Genomic DNA, 21,634 nt, shown 5'->3' with positions numbered 1-21,634 from the left:
GAGATGCCGGCACGATGTCCGCCACTGCGCGACACGCGACATCCCGAGCGCATCGTGCTGGATATCGGATCCAGCACGATGCGCTCGGGATCTGTTTCTGCATCATCTTTTTCCGAAAGCCGCAAACCACCTTTCGGGATGATGCTCTAGCCCGAGGCTCTCACGGAATCGAGAGCGGCACGGTACGGTCCGGGCTGTCCGGCGGACATACGCAAAACAGCGTATAGGGTGCATCGCACAATCAAGCCTAGCCTCCACCCTGTCCGAGCACGGCCGCCGACCGGCAGAGCCGCGCCGACGCCAGATCAGGGGTTCAGGCACGATGGCTGAAGACAAGGGGAAGGGCCTGGAATCGGCCCTGCGGCGCAAGCTTCTCATGGGCCTCGCGGGGTTGCCCGCGCTGGCGATGATGCCGCGGGGAGCGTTCGCCGCCGCTCCGACTTCGGCCGTCAACACGACCGGGCTCGCGGTGACCGACACCGAGGTCACGGTCGGCATCCTGCACTCGGCCACCGGCACGATGGCGATCTCCGAGACCGGTTCGATCCAGGCCGAGAAGCTCGCCATCGCCCAGATCAACGAGATGGGCGGCGTGCTCGGCCGCAAGATCAAGGTGATCCAGGAGGACGGTGCCTCCGATTGGCCGACCTTCGCCGAGAAGGCCAAGAAGCTCCTCGTCAACGATCACTGCGCCGCGGTGATGGGCTGCTGGACCTCGGCCTCGCGCAAGGCCGCGCTGCCGGTGTTCGAGCAGTATAACGGCCTGCTCTACTATCCGACCTTCTACGAAGGCCTGGAGCAGTCCAAGAACGTGATCTACACCGGCCAGGAGGCGACGCAGCAGATCCTCGCCTCCCTCGACTGGGTGGCCAAGGAGAAGGGCGCGAAGTCGTTCTTCATGGTCGGCTCGGACTACATCTGGCCGCGCACCTCGAACAAGATCGCCCGCAAGCACATCGAGAACGTGCTCAAGGGCACGGTCGCCGGCGAGGAGTACTTCCCCCTCGGCCACACGCAGTTCAACTCGGTCATCAACAAGATCAAGCTCAAGAAGCCCGACGTGATCTTCGCCGACGTCGTCGGCGGCTCGAACGTCGCCTTCTACAAGCAGCTTAAGGCGGCGGGTATCGATCTCTCGAAGCAGACCCTGCTGACGATCTCGGTGACCGAGGACGAGATCGACGGCATCGGCGGCGACAACATCGCCGGCGCCTATTCCTGCATGAAGTACTTCCAGTCGCTGAAGAACCCCAACAACGAGAAGTTCGTCTCCGCCTTCAAGAAGATGTGGGGCGACAAGACCGTCATCGGTGACGTGACCCAGGCCGCCTATCTCGGGCCGTTCCTGTGGAAGATGGCGGTGGAGAAGGCCGGCTCCTTCGATGTCGACAAGGTGGTCGCCGCCTCGCCCGACATCGAGTTCAAGGAGGCGCCGGAAGGCTACGTGAAGATCCACCCGAACCATCACCTCTGGTCGAAGACCCGCGTCGCCAAGGCTCTGCCGACCGGCCAGTTCGAGGTGGTCTACGAGAGCCCCGAGCTGATCGAGCCGAACCCCTTCCCGAAGGGCTACCAGTAGTCGCGACCCTCCGGTCCCCTCCCCCCGCGGGAGGGGACATCCGCGAAATGACGGGCGTGGCCCGACACTTGCTGCGCCCTCCCAGAAAAATCCGCCGGGGACACCGATCATGTTCGGCGACTACTCGCTCGCAGACCTCAGCTCGATCTTCGTGATGCAGGGCTTTGCAGGTCTGATCCTGTTTTCCGTCTACGTCCTGATGGCTTTGGGCCTGGCGATCATCTTCGGCCAGATGGGCGTCATCAACATGGCCCACGGCGAGTTCATGATCCTGGGCGCCTACGTCACCTATCTCTGCTCGACCTTCTTCCAGACCTACCTGCCCTCGCTCTTCGGCGGCTACTTCTTCGTCGCCATGGCACTGGCCTTCCTGGCATCGGGAGCGATGGGGATGCTGGTGGAATGGGCATTGATCCGCCACCTCTACAAGCGCCCGCTCGACACCTTGCTCGCGACCTGGGGCCTCTCGCTGATCCTGCAGCAGGCCTACCGCACGATCTTCGGCCCGCGCGAGGTCGGCGTGGAACTGCCCTCGTGGATGATGGGCTCGATCCCCGTCACCGACTCGATCGAGGTCCAGATCAACGGCCTGTTCGTGATCGCGGTCACCACGGTCATCACGCTCGGCGTCGCGGTGCTGATCTATCGCTCGCGCTTCGGCGCGCAGATCCGCGCGGTGATGAGCAACCGCTCGATGGCGGGCGCCGTCGGCATCGATACCGAGAAGGTCGACCGCACCACCTTCGGCCTCGGCTGCGGCATCGCCGGCATCGCCGGCTCGGCCTTCACGATGATCGGCTCGACCGGCCCCACCTCCGGCCAGCTCTACATCGTCGACACCTTCCTGATCGTGGTCTTCGGCGGCGCGGCCAGCCTGCTCGGCACCATCGCCTCGGCCTTCTCGATCTCGCAGACCCAGTCGACCCTCGAATTCTTCCTCTCCGGCTCGATGGCCAAGGTGCTCACCCTGCTCGCGGTGGTGGCGATCCTGATGCTGCGGCCGCAGGGCCTGTTCACCCTCAAGGTCCGTCGCTGAGGAGCGCGCCCCGATGACGAGCCCAGTTCAGTCCCTGTCGAAGGCGGTCACCGTCAACGACAACCCCTTCATGAAGCCGGTCGAGTGGGTGAGCCTGCTGCTGCTGGCCGGCGTGATCCTGGTGGTCCTGCCGCTCATGCTCGACGGCTTCCGCCTCAACCTCGTCGGCAAGTACCTCACCTACGCCTTCGTCGCCCTCGGCCTCGTCATCTGCTGGGGCTATGCCGGCATCCTCTCGCTGGGCCAGGGCGTGTTCTTCGGCCTCGGCGGCTACTGCATGGCGATGTACTTGAAGCTTGAGGCATCCAGCGTCGAGAACACGAAGATCCAGTCGACGCCGGGCATTCCCGACTTCATGGACTGGAACCAGATCACCGCGCTCCCCTGGTTCTGGCAGCCCTTCCACTCCCTGCCGCTGACGCTCCTCCTCGTCGTCGCGGTGCCGGTGGCCTTCGCCTTCATCATCTCGGTGGCGATGTTCAAGCGGCGCGTGGGCGGCACCTACTTCGCCATCATCACCCAGGCGATCGCCGCGATCCTGACGATCCTGATCGTCGGCCAGCAGGGCTACACGGGGGGCATCAACGGCATCACCGACCTGCGCACGCTCAACGGCTGGGACATCCGCACCGACCACGCGAAGTTCATCCTCTACTTCGTCAACGGCGGGCTCCTCATCGGCTGCATCCTGATGGCGCAGTACGTGAAGAAGTCGAAGCTCGGGCGCATCCTCGTGGCCATGCGCGAGAAGGAGGACCGGGTCCGGTTCTCGGGCTACTCGGTGGCGGGCTTCAAGGTCTTCGCCTTCTGCCTCGCGGCCGGCTTCGCGGCGATCGGCGGCGCGATGTTCACCTTGCAGGTCGGGTTCATGTCCCCGTCCTTCGTCGGCATCGTGCCCTCGATCGAGATGGTGATCTACGCCGCCGTCGGCGGACGCCTCTCGCTCTTCGGCGCGGTCTGGGGGACGCTGCTGGTCAACTGGGCCAAGACGAGCTTCTCCGAGTCCTTCCCCGACCTCTGGCTGTTCGGCCTCGGTGGTCTGTTCATCGCCGTGGTGCTGATCTTCCCCAACGGTCTCGCGGGCATCTGGCGCGAGCACATCGAACCCCGCCTGTTCCGCAAGGCCAAGGGCCTGGCCCCCGTCGCCAGTCCCGCCCTGCCCCACGGCACTCCGGCCGAGTGAGGAGACATCCATGAACGCGGCCATCCTCCCCTCCCCGGCCCCCATCGGCACGCCCGCCGACGAGAAGGACTTCCTGCTGGCGGTCGAGGCCCTCACCGTCTCCTTCGACGGATTCAAGGCGGTCAACGACGTCTCGTTCTACGTCGATCCGGACGAGATCCGGGTCATCATCGGCCCCAACGGCGCCGGCAAGACCACGGTGCTCGACCTGATCTGCGGGCGGACGCGGGCCAGCTCCGGCTCGATCAAGTACAAGGGCCAGGAACTGACCAAGCTGTCCGAGAGCGCGATCGTCCAGGCCGGCGTCGGGCGCAAGTTCCAGACGCCCTCGATCTACGATGACCTGACGGTGTTCGAGAATCTCGAGATCTCGTTCCCCCGCGGCCGCTCGGTGTTCGGGGCGCTGACCTTCAAGCGCGACGCCGAAGTGCGCGACCGCATCCACGAGATCGCCCAGACCATCTTCCTCAAGGACCAGCTCGACGAGCGGGCCGAGTTCCTGAGCCACGGCCAGAAGCAGTGGCTGGAGATCGGCATGCTGCTGATCCAGGACCCGGAACTGCTGATGCTCGACGAGCCTGTGGCCGGCATGAGCGTCGGCGAGCGCATCAAGACCGCCGAACTCCTCAACCAGATCATCAAGGGCCGCTCGGTGCTCGTGATCGAGCACGACATGAAGTTCGTCGAGGACATCGCCCACCGGGTCACCGTGCTCCACCAGGGCAAGGTGCTGTCGGAAGGGTCGATGGAGCGGGTCAAGAACGACCCGAAGGTCATCGAAGTCTATCTGGGCCACTGAAGGCGTATCGATCATGCTCCAGACCGCCGCCTCTCCCTCCCCCGTCGTGCCGCCGGTCATGACCGGCGCGCAGCCGATGCTGGCGATCTCCGACCTCCACGCGGCCTACGGCCAGAGCGAGGTTCTGCATGGCATCGACATCAACGTGGCGCCCGGCGAGATCGTCGCCGTGATGGGCCGCAACGGCATGGGCAAGTCGACGCTCATGAAGACGCTCATGGGCATCGTGCCGACGAAGTCGGGCACGATCACAGTGGACGGCACCGACGTCACCACCCTGAAGAGCCATACCCGCGTGGCCAAGGGGCTCGCTTACGTGCCGCAGGGCCGGATGATCTTCTCCACCATGACGGTGCAGGAGAACATCGAGACGGGGCTCACCGTCACCGGCTCGCGCAAGGTGCCGCAGGACCTCTACACGATGTTCCCGGTGCTGCTGGAGATGAAGGGCCGGCGCGGCGGCAATCTCTCCGGCGGCCAGCAGCAGCAGCTCGCCATCGCCCGGGCACTCGCGAGCAACCCGAAGGTTCTGCTTCTCGATGAGCCGACCGAGGGCATTCAACCCTCGATTATTCGTGAAATGGGGCGTACGCTGAAGAAGATTCGCGATGAGCGCGGTCTGTCGATCGTCGTCTCGGAGCAGGTCCTGAGCTTTGCCATGGATGTGGCCGACCGGGTTCTCGTGATCGAGAACGGTGCGATCGTCCACGAGAGTTTGCGCGCCGACATCGACGAGGCGCAGGTCGCCCGCTTCCTCTCGGTCTGAGGGCTTTTCGCGATGGCCGATTACGACATCTTCGAACTCGGCGACGTCGTCCTGCAGTCGAAGCAGACGATCCGTGGCGCGCGGCTCGTCTACAAGACCTACGGCTCGCTCAACGCGGCGCGAGACAACGTCATCGTCTATCCGTGCTGGTATTCCGGCACGCATCTCGAGAACGAGTGGCTGATCGGGCCGGGCAAGGCGCTCGATCCGGAGCGGTACTTCATCATCGTGCCGAACATGTTCGGCAACGGGCTGTCGTCATCGCCGAGCAACACGCCCGCGCCCTTCAACGGGCCGCGCTTCCCCAAGGTCACGGCCTACGACAACGTGGTGCAGCAGCACCGGCTGGTGACGGAGAGGTTCGGCATCGAGCGGGTCAAGCTCGTCACCGGCTGGTCGATGGGGGCGCTCCAGACCTTCCACTGGGGCGCGCTCTTCCCCGACATGGTCGAGCGCATCCTGCCCTTCCAGGGCTCGGCCAAGTGCTCGCGGCACAACTTCGTCTTCCTGGAGGGCGTCAAGGCCGCGCTCCAGGCGGATGCCGCCTTCGCCGACGGCTTCTACGCCGAGCAGCCGCAGAAGGGCCTGCGCGCCGCGGCCCGGGTCTATGCCGGCTGGGGCTTCTCGCAGACCTTCTACCGGGTCGAGGCCGACCTGAAGCAGATGGGCTACGCCTCGCTCGAGGACTTCCTCGTCGGCTTCTGGGAGGGCTGGCTGCTCGAAAAGGACGCCAACAACCTGCTCGCCATGCTCTGGACTTGGCAGACCGGCGACATCTCCGCCAACGACCTCTACGGCGGTGATCTCAAGAAGGCGCTCGGGGCGATCAAGGCCAAGGCCTTCGTGATGCCGGCCTCCACCGACCTGTATTTCCCGCCGGAAGACAGCGCCATCGAGGTCGAGCACATGCCGAACGCGGAGCTGCGCACGGTCGAGACCTATTGGGGCCACTTCGCCGGCGGCCCCGGCACCTCGCCCGACGACATCGCGGTGCTGGATGCGGCGTTGAAGGAGCTGCTCGCGACCTGAGCCATCGGCGGGGCGCCCCGGCGGCCCGCCCGACCCGATCCGGCGCTCACCGGCGCCGGATGAACGAAGAACGACAACAACGATCCACGGGGGCGGCCGGACTCATGCCGGACACGCAACGGGGACGGCTGCCCGAATTCTGGACGCTAAAAGGAGCTGCGAAGGAAATGCCCGAGACCCTGATCAAGGTCGATCTCACGCAGTCGGCCTACGACAACGACATGGTGCACAACCGCTGGCACCCGGACATTCCGATGGTCGCGACCGTGAAGCCCGGCGACGATTTCATCGTCGAGACCTATGACTGGACCGGCGGCTTCATCAAGAACAACGATTCCGCCGACGACGTGCGCGATATCGACCTGTCGATCGTGCACTTCCTCTCCGGCCCGATCGGTGTCGAGGGCGCCGAGCCCGGCGACCTGCTCGTGGTCGATCTGCTCGATATCGGCGCCAAGCCCGAGAGCCAGTGGGGCTTCAACGGCTTCTTCTCGAAGAACAACGGCGGCGGCTTCCTCGACGAGCACTTCCCCCAGGCCCAGAAGTCGATCTGGGACTTCGAGGGCATGTTCACCAAGTCGCGCCACGTGCCCGGCGTGCGCTTCCCCGGCCTGATCCATCCCGGCCTGATCGGCTGCCTGCCCGATCCGAAGATGCTGGAGACCTGGAACACCCGCGAAAAAGCGCTCTACGACACCAATCCGAGCCGGGTGCCGGCGCTGGCCACCCTTCCCTTCGGCCCGACCGCGCATATGGGCCGCCTGAAGGGCGAGGCGAAGGAGAACGCCGCGGCGACGGGCGCCCGCACGGTGCCGGGGCGCGAGCACGGCGGCAATTGCGACATCAAGGATCTGTCGCGCGGCTCGAAGATCTACTTCCCCGTCTACGTGCCGGGTGCCGGCCTCTCCATGGGCGACCTGCATTTCAGCCAGGGCGACGGCGAGATCACCTTCTGCGGCGCCATCGAGATGGCGGGCTGGGTCCATCTCAAGGTCAGCCTGATCAAGGACGGCATGGCCAAGTACGGGATCAAGAACCCGATCTTCAAGCCCTCGCCCGTCACGCCGAAATACGACGATCACCTGATCTTCGAGGGCGTCTCGGTCGACGAGTACGGCAAGCAGCACTACCTCGACGTGACGGTCGCCTACCGTCAGGCCTGCCTCAACGCGATCGAGTACCTGAAGAAGTTCGGCTATTCGGGCGCCCAGGCCTACTCGATCCTCGGCACCGCCCCGGTCCAGGGCCATATCTCCGGCGTCGTCGACATCCCGAACGCCTGCGCCACGCTCTGGATTCCGACCGGCATCTTCGACTTCGACATCAACCCGTCCGCGGCCGGGCCGACGAAGTTCCTGGACGGCTCCGTCCAGATGCCGCTCTCGCCGGACCTCTGATCATGCCGGTCTACGATTACGCCTGCGAGAGCTGTGGTCCGTTCACGGTGCTGCGCCCGATGGCGCAGTTCAAGGACCCGCATGACTGCCCGGATTGCGGCGGGGAATGCCAGCGCGCCTTCCTCACCGCCCCGCGGATCTCCGGCATGGATCCGGGCCTCAAGGCCGCCCACGCCACCAACGAGCGCAGCCGCCACGAGCCGCGGCGCGCCCGCAGCCACGGCGCCGGCTGCGGCTGCTGCTCGCCGAAGAAGACGACGGCCGCCCCGGCGGCGGCCAAGAGCTTCCCGAACGCGCGGCCCTGGATGATCAGCCACTGAGCTGAGCACCCCTCGCGGCGGACGCGCCCGGTGCGCCCGCCGCCACGCTTCCGGAGGAAGCAATCGACTGAAAATCGCTCCGCGAGGGAGCCGCCGGCCGCGACACGACAAGCGGGACGAACCCTGTGGGGAGGCCGGTGCAGAGGACGGGTTGGGGACTGACGATGACTGAAGGAATGACACGGACGACGACACGGCGCCGCCGCGGCGTCAGGATCGGAACGGCCGGCGCGCTGCTTGCCGCGAGCCTTGCGGGGTCGGGCGGCGCGCTGGCGCAGCAGCCCTCCCCGGTGGGCCAGTTCAACGATCAGACGCAGCCGCGCACCGATCCCAACATCGCCGCCAAGCCCGCCGACCCCGTCCGCGTCGGGCCGCTCGCCCCCTGGGCCACCGACATGGCCGCCCGCGGGCTCACCTTCGACATCAACATCTACGACTTCTACCAGGCCAACCCATCGGCCGGCCTGCGCACCGGCGAGCAGTCCAACTCCGCCTACTTCGTCCTCTCCATGTCCGCCGACATGCAGAAGCTCGCCAACATCGCAGGCGGCACCATCAAGTTCACCCAGACCTTCTTCGGTCTCGTGCGCAACCTCAACATGGCCGCCGATATCGGCGACACCACCGTCGGCTACCAGCCGCCCTACAACCCCAACTCCAACCGCCTCTCGCTGCTCACCTACGAGCAGAAGCTCCTCGATGACCGCCTCGTCATCGAGTTCGGCCGCACCCACCCAGATCGCTACTACGGCCTGCCGCCGTGCAACTCGATCAACTCCTGCTTCCAGGACCTGTTCTACATCAACGCCGGCTTCACCTCGCCGCTCTACGCCGTCTGGGGGGCGAATGCCGCCTACCAGCTCTCGCCCACCACCTACATCCAGGCCGGCGCCTTCTCGGTGAACCCCGGCACCAACGCGCTGTCCGGCTACGACTGGGGCTACGAGCGCCTCTCGGGCGCGCTCGTCATGACCGAGATCGGCTACAAGACCGACTACACCATGACCGCCTATCCGGGACGCGCCTCGCTCACCGGCTTCGTCAACACCGCCGACCACGACGACAACTTCAAGACGGTGCTGGGCACCTCCCGCGGCCTCAACCCCGGCACCCCGGCGCTGCAGAAGACGGGCACGTCCGGCCTCGTGCTCACCGGCACGCAGACGGTCTGGCGCGCCGATGGCGGGCTGGTGGCCAACCCGCACCCGACGGCGATCTCGCTCTATACCGGCACGGGCTATTCCTTCGACCCGACGGTGCCGATCCGCTTCAACTCGTTCGTCGGCGTGCTGCTGCAGGCACCCGACCAGAGCCGGCCGAACGACACCTTCGGCCTGAAGATGAACTGGCAGCGTTTGTCGGAGAACTACACGCAGTTCCTCTCGGACGCGAACTTCATCTCCGGCGGCTCGGGCGCGCCGTACGCGCGCGACAAGTTCATCTTCGAGGCCAACGCGCATCTCGACGTCGGCGCGGGCGTGATCGTCGAGCCGGTGGTGCAGTACGTGGTCAACCCGAACTCGTTCTGGAACCCCTACACCGCCCGCCGCGCCAAGGACGGCTTCTACGGCGGCTTCACCCTCGTCGTTCCCCTCGGAACACTCCTCGGCCTCGCCCCAGGCTAAGGGGCAGTTTGAGCCGAGACGTTCCGAGGCAAGACTAGGGGTCCGCGCGGCGGGCCCCTCCCCTCACCCGAAACCGGAGGAAACGCCGCCATGATGCACGGCGATATTTCATCGAGTCAGGACAGCGTCGGCGTGGCCGTCGTGAACTACAAGATGCCGCGCCTGCACACCAAGGCCGAGGTCATCGAGAACGCCAAGAAGATCGGCGAGATGATCATCGGGATGAAGGCCGGCCTGCCGGGTCTCGATCTCGTGATCTTCCCCGAATACTCGACCCACGGCATCATGTACGACGCGGCCGAGATGTACGAGACCGCCTCCTCCATCCCCGGGGCCGAGACCGAGATCTTCGCCGATGCCTGCCGCAAGGCGGGGGTCTGGGGCGTGTTCTCGCTCACCGGCGAGCGCCACGAGGAGCATCCGCGCAAGGCCCCCTACAACACGCTCATCCTGATGAACGACCAGGGCGAGATCGTGCAAAAGTACCGCAAGATCATGCCCTGGACCCCGATCGAGGGCTGGTATCCGGGCGACCGCACCTACGTCTCGGACGGTCCAAAGGGGCTGAAGATCAGCCTGATCATCTGCGATGACGGCAATTACCCCGAAATCTGGCGCGACTGCGCCATGCGCGGCGCCGAGCTGATCATCCGCTGCCAGGGCTACATGTACCCGGCCAAGGAGCAGCAGGTCCTGATCTCGAAGGCGATGGCGTTCGCCAACAACACCTACGTCGCGGTGGCCAATGCCGCTGGCTTCGACGGCGTCTACTCCTATTTCGGCCACTCGGCGATCATCGGCTTCGACGGCCGCACGCTCGGCGAGTGCGGCGAGGAGGAGATGGGCATCCAGTACGCGGCGCTCTCGAAATTCCTGATCCGCGACTTCCGCGCCCACGGCCAGTCGGAGAACCACCTCTTCAAGCTGCTGCACCGCGGCTACACGGGCATGATCAACTCGAAGGAGAACCGGCACGGGATGTCGGAATGCCCCTACGACTTCTACCGCCGCTGGATCGAGGACCCCGACGGCACCCGCGACGCGGTGCGCGCCATCACGCGGTCCAGCGTCGGCACCGAGGAATGCCCGATCGAGGGCATCCCCTTCGTCGGCAAGGGCGAGGGCCCGCCCGACCCGCGCTGAGCCCGCCTCGGGCTCGAACCTGACGTCGTGCGGCCGAGCGCCCTCCATCCGACCCGGGTGGAGGGCGTTCTGCGTCAATCCTTCACGATCACCTTCGTCCCGACCCGAACCCGGTCGTAGAGATCGACCACGTCCTTGTTGGTCATGCGGATGCAGCCGGACGACACCGCCGCGCCCATCGTCTCCGGCTCGTTGGATCCGTGGATGCGGTAGAGCGACGAGCCGAGATACATGGCGCGGGCGCCGAGCGGATTGTCCTGGCCGCCGGCCATGTAGCGCGGCAGGTCCGGGCGGCGGGCCAGCATCTGCGACGGCGGGCGCCAGGCCGGCCATTCCTTCTTGCCCGTGATCGTCTTCGTGCCCGACCACGAGAAGCCGCGCCGCCCGACGCCGACGCCGTAGCGGATCGCCTCGCCGCCGCCGAGCACGTAGTAGAGCCGGCGCTGGCTCGTCGAGATCACGATGGTGCCGGGCTTCTCCTTGCCGGCATAGGACACCGTCTCGCGCGGGATGGCCTGGGTCTTGAAGACGTTGATGAAGTCGGCAAGCGGCCCGCTGTCGAGCGGATTCGCCCGGGCTGGTCCGGGGACGGACGTCGCGAGGGCGCCGCCGAGGGCGATCGCTGCGGCAAGGCGCGACAGCGCGGGACGGGTCGTCAAGGATCGGTTCGTCAAGACGGGTCTCCTCCTCGAAGGGGTGCCGCCGCGACAGGATTCCGGCGGGCAGATCGTGCGGGTTAGGGCCGCCGGTCAGGGCAGGAGGAAGGCAAGGGTGTGGGTTCTCGGCAACGCCCGCGCCGAATCGTCGGGCCTGCCCGGAACGCCGTGCGGCTCGGCACATCCCTCGAAGGCCTCGGCATGGTCCGCAGGATGGGACCCGCGGGAGGCCGTGCCGAAGGGCCTGCCAGAATGTCGCACGCGATTGAATGGCAACGTTTCGTCCACCACAATGATGTCACCGTGACCCTCATGCCCCGCCCTGCCTTGCCGGGCCGTGCACATGCCGGCCTTCCGACCCGTCTCGTCCTGTCCGCCCTGGCCGGGCTGCTGAGCCTGCTCGTCGTCATCGGCCTGCCGGCCGACGGCGCGGCTCTCGGCGGGGTCCCGCAGGCGCGCGCCGAGGCGACGTTCGAGCAGCGCCCCGACACGGATCCCCTCGCCAGCGTTCGGGTCGGACGCGTGATGCTCGATCTCGACGAGGTGGCGAGCCACGGGCGCGTGAGCGCGATCCTTCCCGGTCCGGATGGCGCGGATGGCGCGGCCCTTCCGCGTCCGGCCTCCGATCGGAACCCCGACGCCGCGGAGCGCGGTCCGTTCGAACGTCCACCCCGGACCTGACCGGCGGGCCGTCCCGCTCGCAAGGAACCTCGAAGGGCTGGACCGATGGCGTGGCGCAATTCGACGCCGTCGTCGGATTGCCAAACTTCGCGCCCAGGATGCAGGTTGACCGCACGTCATCGTCCTGCACGGCCGATCCCCGATGCTGTCGGCATCCTCGTCCGGGCCCCTCCGATCCTCGGATCGTCTCCTTGGATCGTCGTGGCGGCCCGCTGATTGCAACGGTGCGCGAGACCACCCGGTCTCCGCCCGCCCCCGTGACGCAGGACGGCATCCTTCTTTCGAAGTCCGTCGCCCGCGTCCGTCACATCGGCCCGACGGCTGACCCGCCGACGGAACGACGCCGATGCGACCTGTCGAGCATCGTAGGAGCAACCTTATCGTGACGCCGTCCACCCAGTCGCCCGGCAGCGGGCTCGGTCTCGTCAAGACCGGCCGCAGCCGTTCCCGCTGGACCCTGCCGGCCTCCCTCCTCGTCGGCGCCGTCCTCGTGGCCGTCTCGGCCTGCAACGAGCAGAAGGCCGCCGCGCCCGTGCCGCTGCCGCCGCCCGAGGTGAGCGTCGTCAGCGTGCGCCCGCAGCCAATCCCCTACGTCCGCGACCTTCCCGGCCGCGTCGCGCCCATGCGGATCGCCGAGGTGCGGTCGCGGGTCTCGGGACTGGTGGTCAAGCGCCTGTTCGAGCAGGGCAGCTACGTCAACGAGGGCGACGTCCTCTACAAGATCGACCCGGCGCCCTATCAGGTGGAGCTCGCGAGCGCCGAGGCGGCGCTGGCTAACCGGGAGGCGGCTCTGGTGCTCGCCAACCAGCAGGCCGAGCGCCTGGAGACCCTGCTCGCCCGCAACACCGCGAGCCAGGCGCAGTACGACACGGCGTTCGCCGCCAAGAAGCAGGCCGAGGCCGAGGTCGCCGGCGCCAAGGCGGCCCGCGACCGGGCCAAGCTCAACCTGTCCTGGACCGATGTGCGCGCGCCGATCTCCGGCCGCATCGGGCGGGCGCTGCTGACCGAGGGCACGCTGATCGAGTCCGGCGCGACCGGCGTGCTCGCCACGATCCAGCAGCTCGACCCGATCTACGTCGACATCACCCAGTCGGTGGGCGAGCTGAACAAGCTGCGCCGCGACATCGCCTCGGGCGAGCTCTCCAAGCTTGCCGCCGACACCGCCAACGTCCACCTCATCATGGATGACGGCTCGCTCTACGGCTCGGCCGGCCGCCTGCTCTTCTCCGACGTCACCGCCGATCCGAGCACCGGGCAAGTGACGCTGCGCGTGCAGTTCCCGAACCCGCACAACGAGCTGTTCCCCGGCATGTATGTCCGCGCCCGGATCAAGCAGGGCATCGACGCGGACGCCATCGCCGTGCCGCAGCAGGCGATCCAGCGCACCAGCGACGGCAAGCCGGAGGTCTGGGTGGTCAAGCCCGACGGCAAGGTCATGCTCCAGCCCGTCGAGGTCGGCCCGGTCGTCGGCGGCAACTGGCTGATCCGCGAGGGGCTCGAGGGCGGCGAGAAGGTCGTCGTCGAGGGCTTCCAGAAGATCACCGCCGGTATCCAGGTGAAGACCGTCCCGTGGAAGACCGAGGCCGCCACCGACGAGGGCAAGCCGATCGATACCGACAGCCACGACACCGACGGCGCGGAGAACGGCGGCAAGGACGCGGCGGCGATCGGATCGACCGCCCAGCCCGTCGCCCAGTACGCCGACTAAACGTCGACCGACCGCCGACTGACCTCCCGATGCCGTCCCGCCGGCGGAAGACCTGATCTCCGCCGTCTCGAACCCGACACGACGCTACGAGCCCCTTATGGCCCGCTTTTTCATCGACCGGCCGGTTTTCGCCTGGGTGGTCGCCCTGTTCATCATCTTGGGGGGAGCGCTCTCGATCCCGCTGCTGCCGGTCGCGCAGTACCCGGTGATCGCGCCCCCCTCGATCGCCCTCTCGACCGCCTTTCCCGGCGCCTCGGTGGAGAGCCTCTACACGGGCACGACCCGTCTCATCGAGGACGAGCTGAACGGCGCGGCCAATATCATGAGCTTCGAGTCGACCACCGACTCGTTCGGCTCGATCAACATCACGGCGACCTTCGAGCCCGGCACCGATCCGGCGCTCGCCTCGGTCGAGGTGCAGAACCGCCTCAAGCGCGTCGAGGCGCGCCTGCCCGCCGAGGTGCGGCAGAACGGCATCCTCGTCGAGGAGGCGTCGGCCGCCACGCTCAACATCATCACCCTGGTCTCGACCGACGGGAAGATGGACGAGATCGGGCTCGGCGACTTCCTGATGCGCAACGTGATCAACGAGATCCGCCGCATCCCGGGGGTGGGCCGCGCCACCCTCTACTCGACCGAGCGCTCGCTTCGCGTCTGGGTCGATCCGGACAAGCTGCGCGGCCTGTCGCTGACGCCCGGCGACGTGACCGAGGCGATCCGCAACCAGAACATCCAGATCGCCTCCGGCGCCGTCGGCGCTCAGCCGAGCCCGGTCGATCATGCGGTGTTCTCGCCCATCATCGTCAAGGGCCAGCTCAGCACCGTGGACGATTTCGGCGCGATCGTGCTGCGGGCCAACCCCGACGGCTCGAACGTGCGCCTGCGCGACGTGGCCCGGATCGAGCTCGGCGGCGACGCCTACCAGTTCTCCACCCGCCTCAACGGCGGCGAGGCCGCCGGCATCTCGGTGACGCTCGCCCCCGACGGCAACGCGCTCGAGACCGCCAACGCCATCCGCGCCAAGATGGAGGAGCTGTCGCAGTTCTTCCCGCCGGGCCTGAAGTGGGACATTCCCTACGACATCACGCCCGCCGTGAAGGCCTCGATCAAGAAGGTCATGATGACCCTCGTCGAGGCGGTGGTGCTGGTCTTCATCGTGATGTTCCTGTTCCTGCAGAACATCCGCTACACCCTGATCCCCACCATCGTCGTGCCGATCGCCCTGATGGGCACCGTCATGGTGATGCTGCTCGCCGGCTTCTCGGTGAACGTGCTGACGATGTTCGGCATGGTGCTCGCCATCGGCATCCTCGTCGATGACGCCATCGTCGTCGTCGAGAACGTCGAGCGCATCATGAACGAGGAGGGATTGCCGCCCAAGGAGGCGACCGCCAAGGCGATGGAGCAGATCACCGGCGCGATCATCGGCATCACGCTGGTGCTGGTCGCGGTGTTCATCCCGATGGCGTTCTTCCCCGGTTCGGTCGGCATCATCTACCGCCAGTTCTCGATCGCGATGGTGACCTCGATCGCCTTCTCGGCGCTGCTGGCGCTGACCCTGACGCCGGCGCTCTGCGCCACGCTCCTGAAGCCGATCGAGAAGGGCCACGGCCACGCCAAGGGCGGCTTCTTCGGCTGGTTCAACCGGATCGTCGACCGCGAGACCGCCCGCTACGGCCGCGGCGCGACGTGGTGCATCAAGAAGTCGGGGCGGGTGATGGTGATCTACCTGATCCTGGTGGCCGGCACCGCTTTCGCCTTCCTGCGTCTGCCCGAGGGCTTCCTGCCGATCGAGGACCAGGGCTTCTTCACCGTCGACATCCAGACGCCGCCCGGCGCCTCGTTCAACCGGACGCAGGGCGCCGTGCGCAAGGTCGAGGAATTCCTGCTCGCACAGCCGGGCGTCGCCACGGTGACCACGCTCAACGGCTTCTCGTTCTCGGGTCAGGGGCCGAACCTGAGCCAGGCCTTCGTGACCCTGAAGCCGTGGGCCGAGCGCGACGCGGCGAACTCGGCGACCGCCCTCGTGGCTGCCACCAACGCGGCGATGGCGGGCTACCGCGACGCCGTCGTCGATGCCCAGGAGCCGCCGCCTGTGGACAACCTCGGCAACGCGGCGGGCTTCTCCTTCCGCCTGCAGGACCGGGCGCAGAAGGGCTACTCGGCGCTCGCCGCCGCGGAGGCCCAGTTGCTGGCGATGGCCCGGCAGAGCCCGATCCTGAAAGCGGTCAAGATCGAGGGCCTTCCGCCGGCACCCCAGGCCGAGCTGATCATCGACCGCGAGAAGGCGGCTGCGCTCGGTGTGAAGTTCGAGGACATCAACGACGCGATCCAGGTCAATCTCGGTTCGGTCTACACCAACGACTTCCCGAACCTCGGCAAGATGCAGCGCGTCTACGTGCAGGCGGAGCAGCTGCAGCGCATGCAGGCGACGGACATCCTCAACTACGCGGTGAAGAACAGCCAGGGCACGATGGTGCCGATGTCCTCCTTCGCCGACCTGAAGTGGAGCATGGGCCCGAGCCAGATCGTCGGCTTCAACGGCTACCAGTCGGTCCGCTTCACCGGCGAGCCGGCCGCCGGCTACACCTCGGGCGATGCCATCGCCGAGATGGAGCGGCTGATGACGCGGATGCCGAAGGGCTTCGGCTACACCTGGACCGGCCAGTCGGAACAGGAGAAGAAGGCGGGCTCCCAGGCCTCGCTGCTGCTGGCCCTGTCGGTGCTGATCGTGTTCCTGTGTCTGGCCGCGCTCTACGAGAGCTGGGCGATCCCGGTCTCGGTGCTGCTCGTCATTCCGCTCGGCGTGATCGGCTCGGTGGCGGCGGTGTACCTGCGCGGCATGCCCAACGACGTCTACTTCAAGATCGGGCTCATCACGATCATCGGTCTGTCGGCCAAGAACGCGATCCTGATCGTGGAGTTCGCGCGCGACCTGTGGAAGCCGGGCACCAACATCGTCCAGGCGACGATCGAGGCAGCGACGCTCCGCTTCCGCCCGATCGTGATGACTTCGCTCGCCTTCATCTTCGGCGTGGTGCCGCTGGCGATCGCCACCGGCGCCTCCTCGAAGAGCCAGCAGGCCATCGGCACCGGCGTGATGGGCGGCATGATCTCGGCGACCGTCCTCGCGGTGTTCTTCGTGCCGGTCTTCTTCGTCGTGGTGATGCGCCTGTTCCGGCGCAAGGACGTGGCCGCGGGCGAGAATGCCGAGGCCGCGCCGGAGGACACCCACAGGGCCGGGCACGGTCACTCGGTGCCGGCGGAGTAGTGGATGGAAGGAGCGGCGCGCGTGCTTCAAGGCGCGCGTGCCGCGCGCACCTCAGCATGAGGAGCGGGAGCGACTTCCATCGCGATTGAGCCGGGGGGCGCGAATCCGGGAAAGGGGCGCAACCTTCCGCATTCTGCCGAGGCTACTCTGACCGCCTTCGTCGACATGCTGCGTTGTGCCGACGGCAGCGACTATGTCGGCTCGCGGTGAAGCACTCGACGAGCGGTTCTCGGATCACTGAGCCGGAACGCATGTCGGCTAAAACGATCACCGTCGCCCGGTGACGCTGATCTATGCCGAGTGATTCGATCGCATCACCGATGCAACCGCGCCCGATCGCCGGATCAAGAGTTGGAGCCGCGCCAAGAAGGAAGCACGGATCGTCGAGGATTGGGACAGAGTGCAGCTTCTGGCCAGGCGCCCGTCTGCGCGAGCCGGCTTATCCCACCCAACCACCTCGTCCTGAGGCGCCGCGAAGCGGCCTCGGAGGGTCATTCAGGAATCGCGACGGCATCGAAGCGCGCCTCTAGAGCATCATCCCGAAAGGTGGTTTCCGGCATTCAGAAAAAGATGATGCAAAAACAAAAGCCTAGCGCATCGTGCTGGATCCGATTTCCAGCACGATGCGCTAGCGCTTCAGCACCCGCCGCGCCCCGTACCCGAGTGCCGCCCACAGAAACGCCGACACCGTGCGCACCGGGAAGAAGGTCGGCAGGTCGGCCGCGACCGGGGCCGGCCAGGGCAGGCCGATCCGCGTGACGAGCCATGCGAACAGAACCGAGATCGCCAGCGCGGCGATCGCCGCGATGAACACCTTGCCGAACTGATCCGCCTTCCAGCCGAGGAAGACCGCGACCGCGATCAGCAGGGGATCGAACCCGGCCTGGATCCAGACCGAGAAGGAATAGACCGGGACGACGGGAGCCGCGTTCACGCCCACCACGCCTTCGGCAGGCTGATCCGCCCGGCCGCGTTCTCGATCGTCTGCGCGGCGGCGAACAGCGTCTCCTCGTCGAAGGGGCGCCCGATCAGCTGGAGGCCGAGCGGCAGGCCCTGCGCGTCGAGGCCGGCCGGCACCGAGATGCCCGGCAGCCCGGCCATGTTCACCGTCACCGTGAACACGTCGTTGAGGTACATCTCGACCGGGTCGGCCGAGGCCATCTCACCGATGCCGAAGGCCGCCGACGGGGTGGCGGGCGTCAGGATCGCGTCGATGCCGGAGGCGTAGGCCTGCTCGAAGTCGCGCTTGATCAGCGTGCGGATCTTCTGCGCCCGGACGTAATAGGCGTCGTAGTAGCCCGCCGAGAGGACATAGGTGCCGATCATGATGCGCCGCTTCACCTCGCGGCCGAAGCCGGCGGCGCGGGTGTTCTCGTACATCCCGGCAATGTCCTTGCCGGGCACGCGCAGGCCGTAGCGCACGCCGTCGTAGCGGGCGAGGTTCGAGGAGGCTTCCGCCGGGGCGACGATGTAGTAGGCCGGCAGGGCGTATTGCGTGTGCGGCAGCGAGATCTCGCGCACGGTCGCGCCGGCCTCCCGCAGCCAGTCCGCGCCCTGGTCCCAGAGCCGCTGGATCTCGGCGGGCATGCCCTCGACCCGGTACTCCTTCGGGATGCCGATGGTGAGCCCCTTCACGCCCCGCGAGATCGCCGCCTCGAAATCCGGAACCGGCAGATCGACGGAGGTGGTGTCGCGCGGGTCGTGGCCGGCCATGGAGCCGAGCAGGATCGCGCAATCCTGCACCGTGCGGGCGATCGGGCCGGCCTGATCGAGGGAGGAGGCGTAGGCGATGATGCCCCAGCGCGAGCAGCGGCCGTAGGTCGGCTTGATGCCGACCGTGCCGGTGAAGGCCGCCGGCTGGCGGATCGAGCCGCCGGTATCGGTCGCGGTGGCGCCCAGGCACAGATGCGCGGCCACCGCCGCCGCCGAACCGCCGGACGAGCCGCCGGGCACGAGCGGCGTGTCCGAGCCCTGGCGGCGCCAGGGCGAGATCGTCTTGCCGTAGGCGCTGGTCTCGTTGGACGAGCCCATGGCGAACTCGTCGAGGTTGAGCTTGCCCAGCATCACCGCGCCGTCGCGCCAGAGCTGGGACGAGACGTTCGACTCGTAATGCGGCTCGAACCCTTCGAGGATCTTCGACCCCGCCGTCGTGTGGACGCCTTGCGTCGCGAACAGGTCCTTGATGCCGAGCGGCAGCCCTTCGAGGGGCCGCGCCTCGCCCTTGGCGATCTTCTCGTCCGACACATCGGCCATCTTCAGGGCGCGGTCGGGCGTCGCGACGATGTAGGCGTTGAGCGCCTTCGCCCGATCGATCGCGTCGAGATGCGCCTGCGCGATCTCGCGGGCCGAGAAGTCTTTGGCCTTCAGCCCGTCGCGGGCCTCGGCCAGGGTGAGTTCGTTGAGTGCCGTCATGCCCGTTCCAGACCTACGCGCCCGGCCCCGCGGGCGTTGGTTCGCCTCCGCGAGGGGCCGGAGAAACCGCTCCGACGATGCCGAGAAACCTTACTCGACGACCTTCGGCACGAGAAAATAGTTGTCCTCGGTCTCGGGGGCGTTGGCGACGATGTCGCTCGCCCGGCCGCCGTCATTCACCACGTCCGCGCGCTTCTTCATGCGCATCGGGGTGACGGAGGTCATCGGCTCGACGCCGGCGACATCGACCGCGCCGAGCTGTTCCACGAAGGCGAGGATCGCGTTGAGTTCGCCCTGCAGCGGCGCGACATCCTCGTCGGCCACCGCGATGCGGGCCAGATGCGCGATGCGCCGTACCGTCTTTTCGTCGACCGACATGCCGCCTTGCCTGCTCGGGCGGAAATGAGCCCTGCCCGGAATGCGCCGGGCTATAGCACCCGCCTTCGCGCAGGAGCAACGCCGACGGCGGAGGGCCGCCCTTCAGTGCGTTCAGACGATGACATGGCCCCGGGTCGCCGGCACGTCCACGCTGATGCCGGGCCGGCGGTAGCGGTCGGCGTTGTAGGCACCGACGACGAGGATCTCCAGGGCGAGCACCAGCATCAGAGCGTGCTGCCGCGAGAAGCGGCCTTGTCCGGGGCGTGCGGCGGGCGGCATGGGCGGAGCGGCTCCGGTGTGGTTAACGAACCATTAACACCGCTTTCCGTTTGTCGCTCCATCTCGGCGAGGGCAACCGTCCGGCTTGGTTAATCTGCGCGGTGGACAAGTCCGCGCGGGCGGGCGTAAGCCCTCTCCCATACCCGGATCCGGGCGATCCCCTTCGGGATGGTGGATGCAGGCGTCGCCCACGCGACACGCGGGCTGCCCGATACGGCATCCGCTGCGATCGGGCGGTGACCGTATCATCGGGGTGCAGGGAGGACGGGGCATGTGGGACAGCGTCTTCCGGAGCTTCCGTCCGGGCCTGACGTCGAGCGAGGCGGATCTCGCCCGGGCCGAGGCGGAGCTCGGCTTTCCCCTCCCTCAGAGCTACCGCAGCTTCGCGCGGGAATGCGGCGCCGGGCGGGTCGGCGGGCATCTGCGTATCTTCACCCCCGTTCCGGTGGAGGCGGCCGATCTCAGCTCGCGCGCGCACCTGATCTCGCATGGCGTCGCGCTCGCCCTCGACGGCCTGCGCGACGGGGACAGCGACGAACCGCACCGCTTCACCATCGAGGGTGACGCCGATGCCGAGCTGATGGAGCGGGCCTGCTTCTTCGGGCAGACCGAGCGGGGCGACTTCCTGTTCTTCGACGTGACGCCCGGCTTTCCCGAATACGACATCTGGGTGCTGTGCGCCGATCTGGAGACGGTGCATTTCGGCGGCGCCGACCTGGCGGCCTTCCTGCGCGGGCTTCAGGGTCTCGAGATCCTGCACATCCTCGGTGACGGGGAAGGTCCGCTGCCGGCGACCTTCGAGGGCGACGACGCGGCGGCCCTGGAGCAACTCGGAGCCCTTGCTTCGTGAACCGGGACGAGATCGCAGCCTTTGCCGAAGCCTCGGCCGGCGCACCGCGCCTGATCGGGCTCGACCTCGGCACCAAGACCATCGGCCTCGCCCTGTCCGATGTCGGCCGGCAGATCGCGTCGCCGCTGGAGACCATCCGTCGGGTGAAGTTCACACCGGACGCGCAGCGGATCGTGGCGCTCTGCGCCACTCACGCCGTCGGCGGTCTCGTGATCGGCCTGCCGCTCAACATGGATGGCTCGGAAGGGCCGAGGGCGCAGTCGAGCCGGAGCTTCGCCCGCAACCTCAAGCCGCTGCTGCCGCTGCCGGTCCTGTTCTTCGACGAGCGGCTCTCCACCGCCGCCGTCACCCGGACGCTGCTCGAAGCGGACGCGTCCCGGGCGCGCCGCGGCGAACTCGTGGATAAGCTCGCCGCCGCCTACATCCTGCAGAGCTGCCTCGATGTGATGGGCGGCTTGCTGGATGCGGCGCAGGAGACCGACGCGGACCGGTTCTGACCGCCCCTCCCATCACGGCGCGGCG

General features: G+C 67.3%; 20 protein-coding genes. 15 read left to right on the top strand and 5 right to left on the bottom strand.

Annotated elements, in window-relative coordinates; genetic code table 11:
* The first annotated feature begins 322 nt into the window (after positions 1–322).
* From urtA to MPPM_RS18050, 10 genes are all read left to right on the top strand, one after another.
* Positions 323–1,579: an urea ABC transporter substrate-binding protein gene (urtA, locus tag MPPM_RS18095; protein WP_017486575.1), complete on the top strand. Its 1,257-nt coding sequence runs from the start codon at positions 323–325 to the stop codon at positions 1,577–1,579.
* 109 nt (positions 1,580–1,688) lie between these two features.
* A complete protein-coding gene (urtB, locus tag MPPM_RS18090; RefSeq protein ID WP_012455436.1) occupies positions 1,689–2,615 on the top strand; it encodes an urea ABC transporter permease subunit UrtB in 927 nt (308 codons plus the stop codon).
* Between the two features lie 13 nt (positions 2,616–2,628).
* A complete protein-coding gene (urtC, locus tag MPPM_RS18085) occupies positions 2,629–3,798 on the top strand; it encodes an urea ABC transporter permease subunit UrtC (RefSeq protein WP_096486248.1) in 1,170 nt (389 codons plus the stop codon).
* A 10-nt stretch (positions 3,799–3,808) separates the two neighbouring features.
* Positions 3,809–4,597 carry an urea ABC transporter ATP-binding protein UrtD gene (gene urtD / locus MPPM_RS18080; RefSeq protein WP_017486572.1) on the top strand — a complete coding sequence of 263 codons (789 nt, stop codon included), beginning with the start codon at positions 3,809–3,811 and terminating at the stop codon, positions 4,595–4,597.
* A gap of 76 nt (positions 4,598–4,673) precedes the next feature.
* Entirely contained in the window at positions 4,674–5,363 is a 690-nt protein-coding gene (gene urtE, locus MPPM_RS18075; protein WP_096487909.1) for an urea ABC transporter ATP-binding subunit UrtE, read from the top strand.
* A 12-nt stretch (positions 5,364–5,375) separates the two neighbouring features.
* Positions 5,376–6,392 (top strand): alpha/beta fold hydrolase, encoded by a 1,017-nt coding sequence (locus MPPM_RS18070; RefSeq protein WP_096486247.1) that lies wholly within the window; start codon positions 5,376–5,378, stop codon positions 6,390–6,392.
* Between the two features lie 167 nt (positions 6,393–6,559).
* Positions 6,560–7,789 carry a formamidase gene (gene fmdA, locus MPPM_RS18065; protein ID WP_096486246.1) on the top strand — a complete coding sequence of 410 codons (1,230 nt, stop codon included), beginning with the start codon at positions 6,560–6,562 and terminating at the stop codon, positions 7,787–7,789.
* 2 nt (positions 7,790–7,791) lie between these two features.
* Positions 7,792–8,109, top strand: a complete 318-nt coding sequence (locus tag MPPM_RS18060; RefSeq protein WP_096486245.1) for an FmdB family zinc ribbon protein — start codon at positions 7,792–7,794, stop codon at positions 8,107–8,109.
* A 164-nt stretch (positions 8,110–8,273) separates the two neighbouring features.
* Positions 8,274–9,734: a carbohydrate porin gene (locus MPPM_RS18055; RefSeq protein WP_096486244.1), complete on the top strand. Its 1,461-nt coding sequence runs from the start codon at positions 8,274–8,276 to the stop codon at positions 9,732–9,734.
* Positions 9,735–9,824: 90 nt separating this feature from the next.
* Positions 9,825–10,877 carry an aliphatic amidase gene (locus MPPM_RS18050; RefSeq protein ID WP_096486243.1) on the top strand — a complete coding sequence of 351 codons (1,053 nt, stop codon included), beginning with the start codon at positions 9,825–9,827 and terminating at the stop codon, positions 10,875–10,877.
* 74 nt (positions 10,878–10,951) lie between these two features.
* On the opposite strand, the gene MPPM_RS18045 is transcribed toward MPPM_RS18050, so the two are convergent.
* Positions 10,952–11,497 carry a L,D-transpeptidase gene (locus MPPM_RS18045; protein ID WP_244573581.1) on the bottom strand — a complete coding sequence of 182 codons (546 nt, stop codon included), beginning with the start codon at positions 11,495–11,497 and terminating at the stop codon, positions 10,952–10,954.
* A gap of 348 nt (positions 11,498–11,845) precedes the next feature.
* On the opposite strand from MPPM_RS18045, the gene MPPM_RS18040 reads away from it, so the two are divergent.
* The 3 genes from MPPM_RS18040 to MPPM_RS18030 all read left to right on the top strand — a co-directional run bounded on the left by MPPM_RS18040 (position 11,846) and on the right by MPPM_RS18030 (position 17,193).
* Positions 11,846–12,214: a hypothetical protein gene (locus MPPM_RS18040; RefSeq protein ID WP_244573580.1), complete on the top strand. Its 369-nt coding sequence runs from the start codon at positions 11,846–11,848 to the stop codon at positions 12,212–12,214.
* A gap of 382 nt (positions 12,215–12,596) precedes the next feature.
* Positions 12,597–13,922: an efflux RND transporter periplasmic adaptor subunit gene (locus MPPM_RS18035; RefSeq protein WP_096486241.1), complete on the top strand. Its 1,326-nt coding sequence runs from the start codon at positions 12,597–12,599 to the stop codon at positions 13,920–13,922.
* Positions 13,923–14,019: 97 nt separating this feature from the next.
* Entirely contained in the window at positions 14,020–17,193 is a 3,174-nt protein-coding gene (locus MPPM_RS18030) for a multidrug efflux RND transporter permease subunit (protein WP_017486562.1), read from the top strand.
* A gap of 628 nt (positions 17,194–17,821) precedes the next feature.
* On the opposite strand, the gene MPPM_RS18020 is transcribed toward MPPM_RS18030, so the two are convergent.
* The 4 genes from MPPM_RS18020 to MPPM_RS28565 form a co-directional block, all read right to left on the bottom strand.
* Positions 17,822–18,127, bottom strand: coding sequence for a hypothetical protein (locus MPPM_RS18020; RefSeq protein ID WP_096487907.1), 306 nt, complete (start codon positions 18,125–18,127; stop codon positions 17,822–17,824).
* On the bottom strand, positions 18,124–19,605 hold the full coding sequence (gene gatA, locus MPPM_RS18015) for an Asp-tRNA(Asn)/Glu-tRNA(Gln) amidotransferase subunit GatA (RefSeq protein ID WP_096486240.1): 1,482 nt from the start codon (positions 19,603–19,605) through the stop codon (positions 18,124–18,126). Before gatA ends, MPPM_RS18020 begins: the two co-directional genes overlap by 4 nt.
* Before the next feature lie 90 nt (positions 19,606–19,695).
* A complete protein-coding gene (gatC, locus tag MPPM_RS18010; protein ID WP_096486239.1) occupies positions 19,696–19,983 on the bottom strand; it encodes an Asp-tRNA(Asn)/Glu-tRNA(Gln) amidotransferase subunit GatC in 288 nt (95 codons plus the stop codon).
* Between the two features lie 111 nt (positions 19,984–20,094).
* Positions 20,095–20,262, bottom strand: a complete 168-nt coding sequence (locus MPPM_RS28565) for a hypothetical protein (RefSeq protein ID WP_173807923.1) — start codon at positions 20,260–20,262, stop codon at positions 20,095–20,097.
* Between the two features lie 271 nt (positions 20,263–20,533).
* On the opposite strand from MPPM_RS28565, the gene MPPM_RS18005 reads away from it, so the two are divergent.
* Complete coding sequence (locus MPPM_RS18005; protein ID WP_096486238.1) at positions 20,534–21,112, top strand: SMI1/KNR4 family protein; 579 nt, start codon at positions 20,534–20,536, stop codon at positions 21,110–21,112.
* Positions 21,109–21,609 (top strand): Holliday junction resolvase RuvX, encoded by a 501-nt coding sequence (gene ruvX / locus MPPM_RS18000; protein ID WP_096486237.1) that lies wholly within the window; start codon positions 21,109–21,111, stop codon positions 21,607–21,609. Before MPPM_RS18005 ends, ruvX begins: the two co-directional genes overlap by 4 nt.
* Positions 21,610–21,634: the final 25 nt, after the last annotated feature.

The organism is Methylorubrum populi, from assembly GCF_002355515.1.
Classification (GTDB): domain Bacteria; phylum Pseudomonadota; class Alphaproteobacteria; order Rhizobiales; family Beijerinckiaceae; genus Methylobacterium; species Methylobacterium populi_A.
This window is presented reverse-complemented; position numbering and strand designations above follow the sequence as displayed.

What these genes read in the sequence shown, in the direction of transcription:
- MPPM_RS28565 (WP_173807923.1), bottom strand. Translation starts at nt 20,262, where the DNA reads ATGCCGCCCGCCGCACGCCCCGGACAAGGCCGCTTCTCGCGGCAGCAC.
- gatA (WP_096486240.1), bottom strand. Translation starts at nt 19,605, where the DNA reads ATGACGGCACTCAACGAACTCACCCTGGCCGAGGCCCGCGACGGGCTG.
- MPPM_RS18060 (WP_096486245.1), top strand. Translation starts at nt 7,792, where the DNA reads ATGCCGGTCTACGATTACGCCTGCGAGAGCTGTGGTCCGTTCACGGTG.
- urtC (WP_096486248.1), top strand. Translation starts at nt 2,629, where the DNA reads ATGACGAGCCCAGTTCAGTCCCTGTCGAAGGCGGTCACCGTCAACGAC.
- MPPM_RS18070 (WP_096486247.1), top strand. Translation starts at nt 5,376, where the DNA reads ATGGCCGATTACGACATCTTCGAACTCGGCGACGTCGTCCTGCAGTCG.
- fmdA (WP_096486246.1), top strand. Translation starts at nt 6,560, where the DNA reads ATGCCCGAGACCCTGATCAAGGTCGATCTCACGCAGTCGGCCTACGAC.
- urtE (WP_096487909.1), top strand. Translation starts at nt 4,674, where the DNA reads ATGCTGGCGATCTCCGACCTCCACGCGGCCTACGGCCAGAGCGAGGTT.
- gatC (WP_096486239.1), bottom strand. Translation starts at nt 19,983, where the DNA reads ATGTCGGTCGACGAAAAGACGGTACGGCGCATCGCGCATCTGGCCCGC.
- urtA (WP_017486575.1), top strand. Translation starts at nt 323, where the DNA reads ATGGCTGAAGACAAGGGGAAGGGCCTGGAATCGGCCCTGCGGCGCAAG.
- urtD (WP_017486572.1), top strand. Translation starts at nt 3,809, where the DNA reads ATGAACGCGGCCATCCTCCCCTCCCCGGCCCCCATCGGCACGCCCGCC.
- MPPM_RS18040 (WP_244573580.1), top strand. Translation starts at nt 11,846, where the DNA reads ATGCCCCGCCCTGCCTTGCCGGGCCGTGCACATGCCGGCCTTCCGACC.
- MPPM_RS18030 (WP_017486562.1), top strand. Translation starts at nt 14,020, where the DNA reads ATGGCCCGCTTTTTCATCGACCGGCCGGTTTTCGCCTGGGTGGTCGCC.
- MPPM_RS18055 (WP_096486244.1), top strand. Translation starts at nt 8,274, where the DNA reads ATGACTGAAGGAATGACACGGACGACGACACGGCGCCGCCGCGGCGTC.
- MPPM_RS18005 (WP_096486238.1), top strand. Translation starts at nt 20,534, where the DNA reads ATGTGGGACAGCGTCTTCCGGAGCTTCCGTCCGGGCCTGACGTCGAGC.
- urtB (WP_012455436.1), top strand. Translation starts at nt 1,689, where the DNA reads ATGTTCGGCGACTACTCGCTCGCAGACCTCAGCTCGATCTTCGTGATG.
- MPPM_RS18050 (WP_096486243.1), top strand. Translation starts at nt 9,825, where the DNA reads ATGATGCACGGCGATATTTCATCGAGTCAGGACAGCGTCGGCGTGGCC.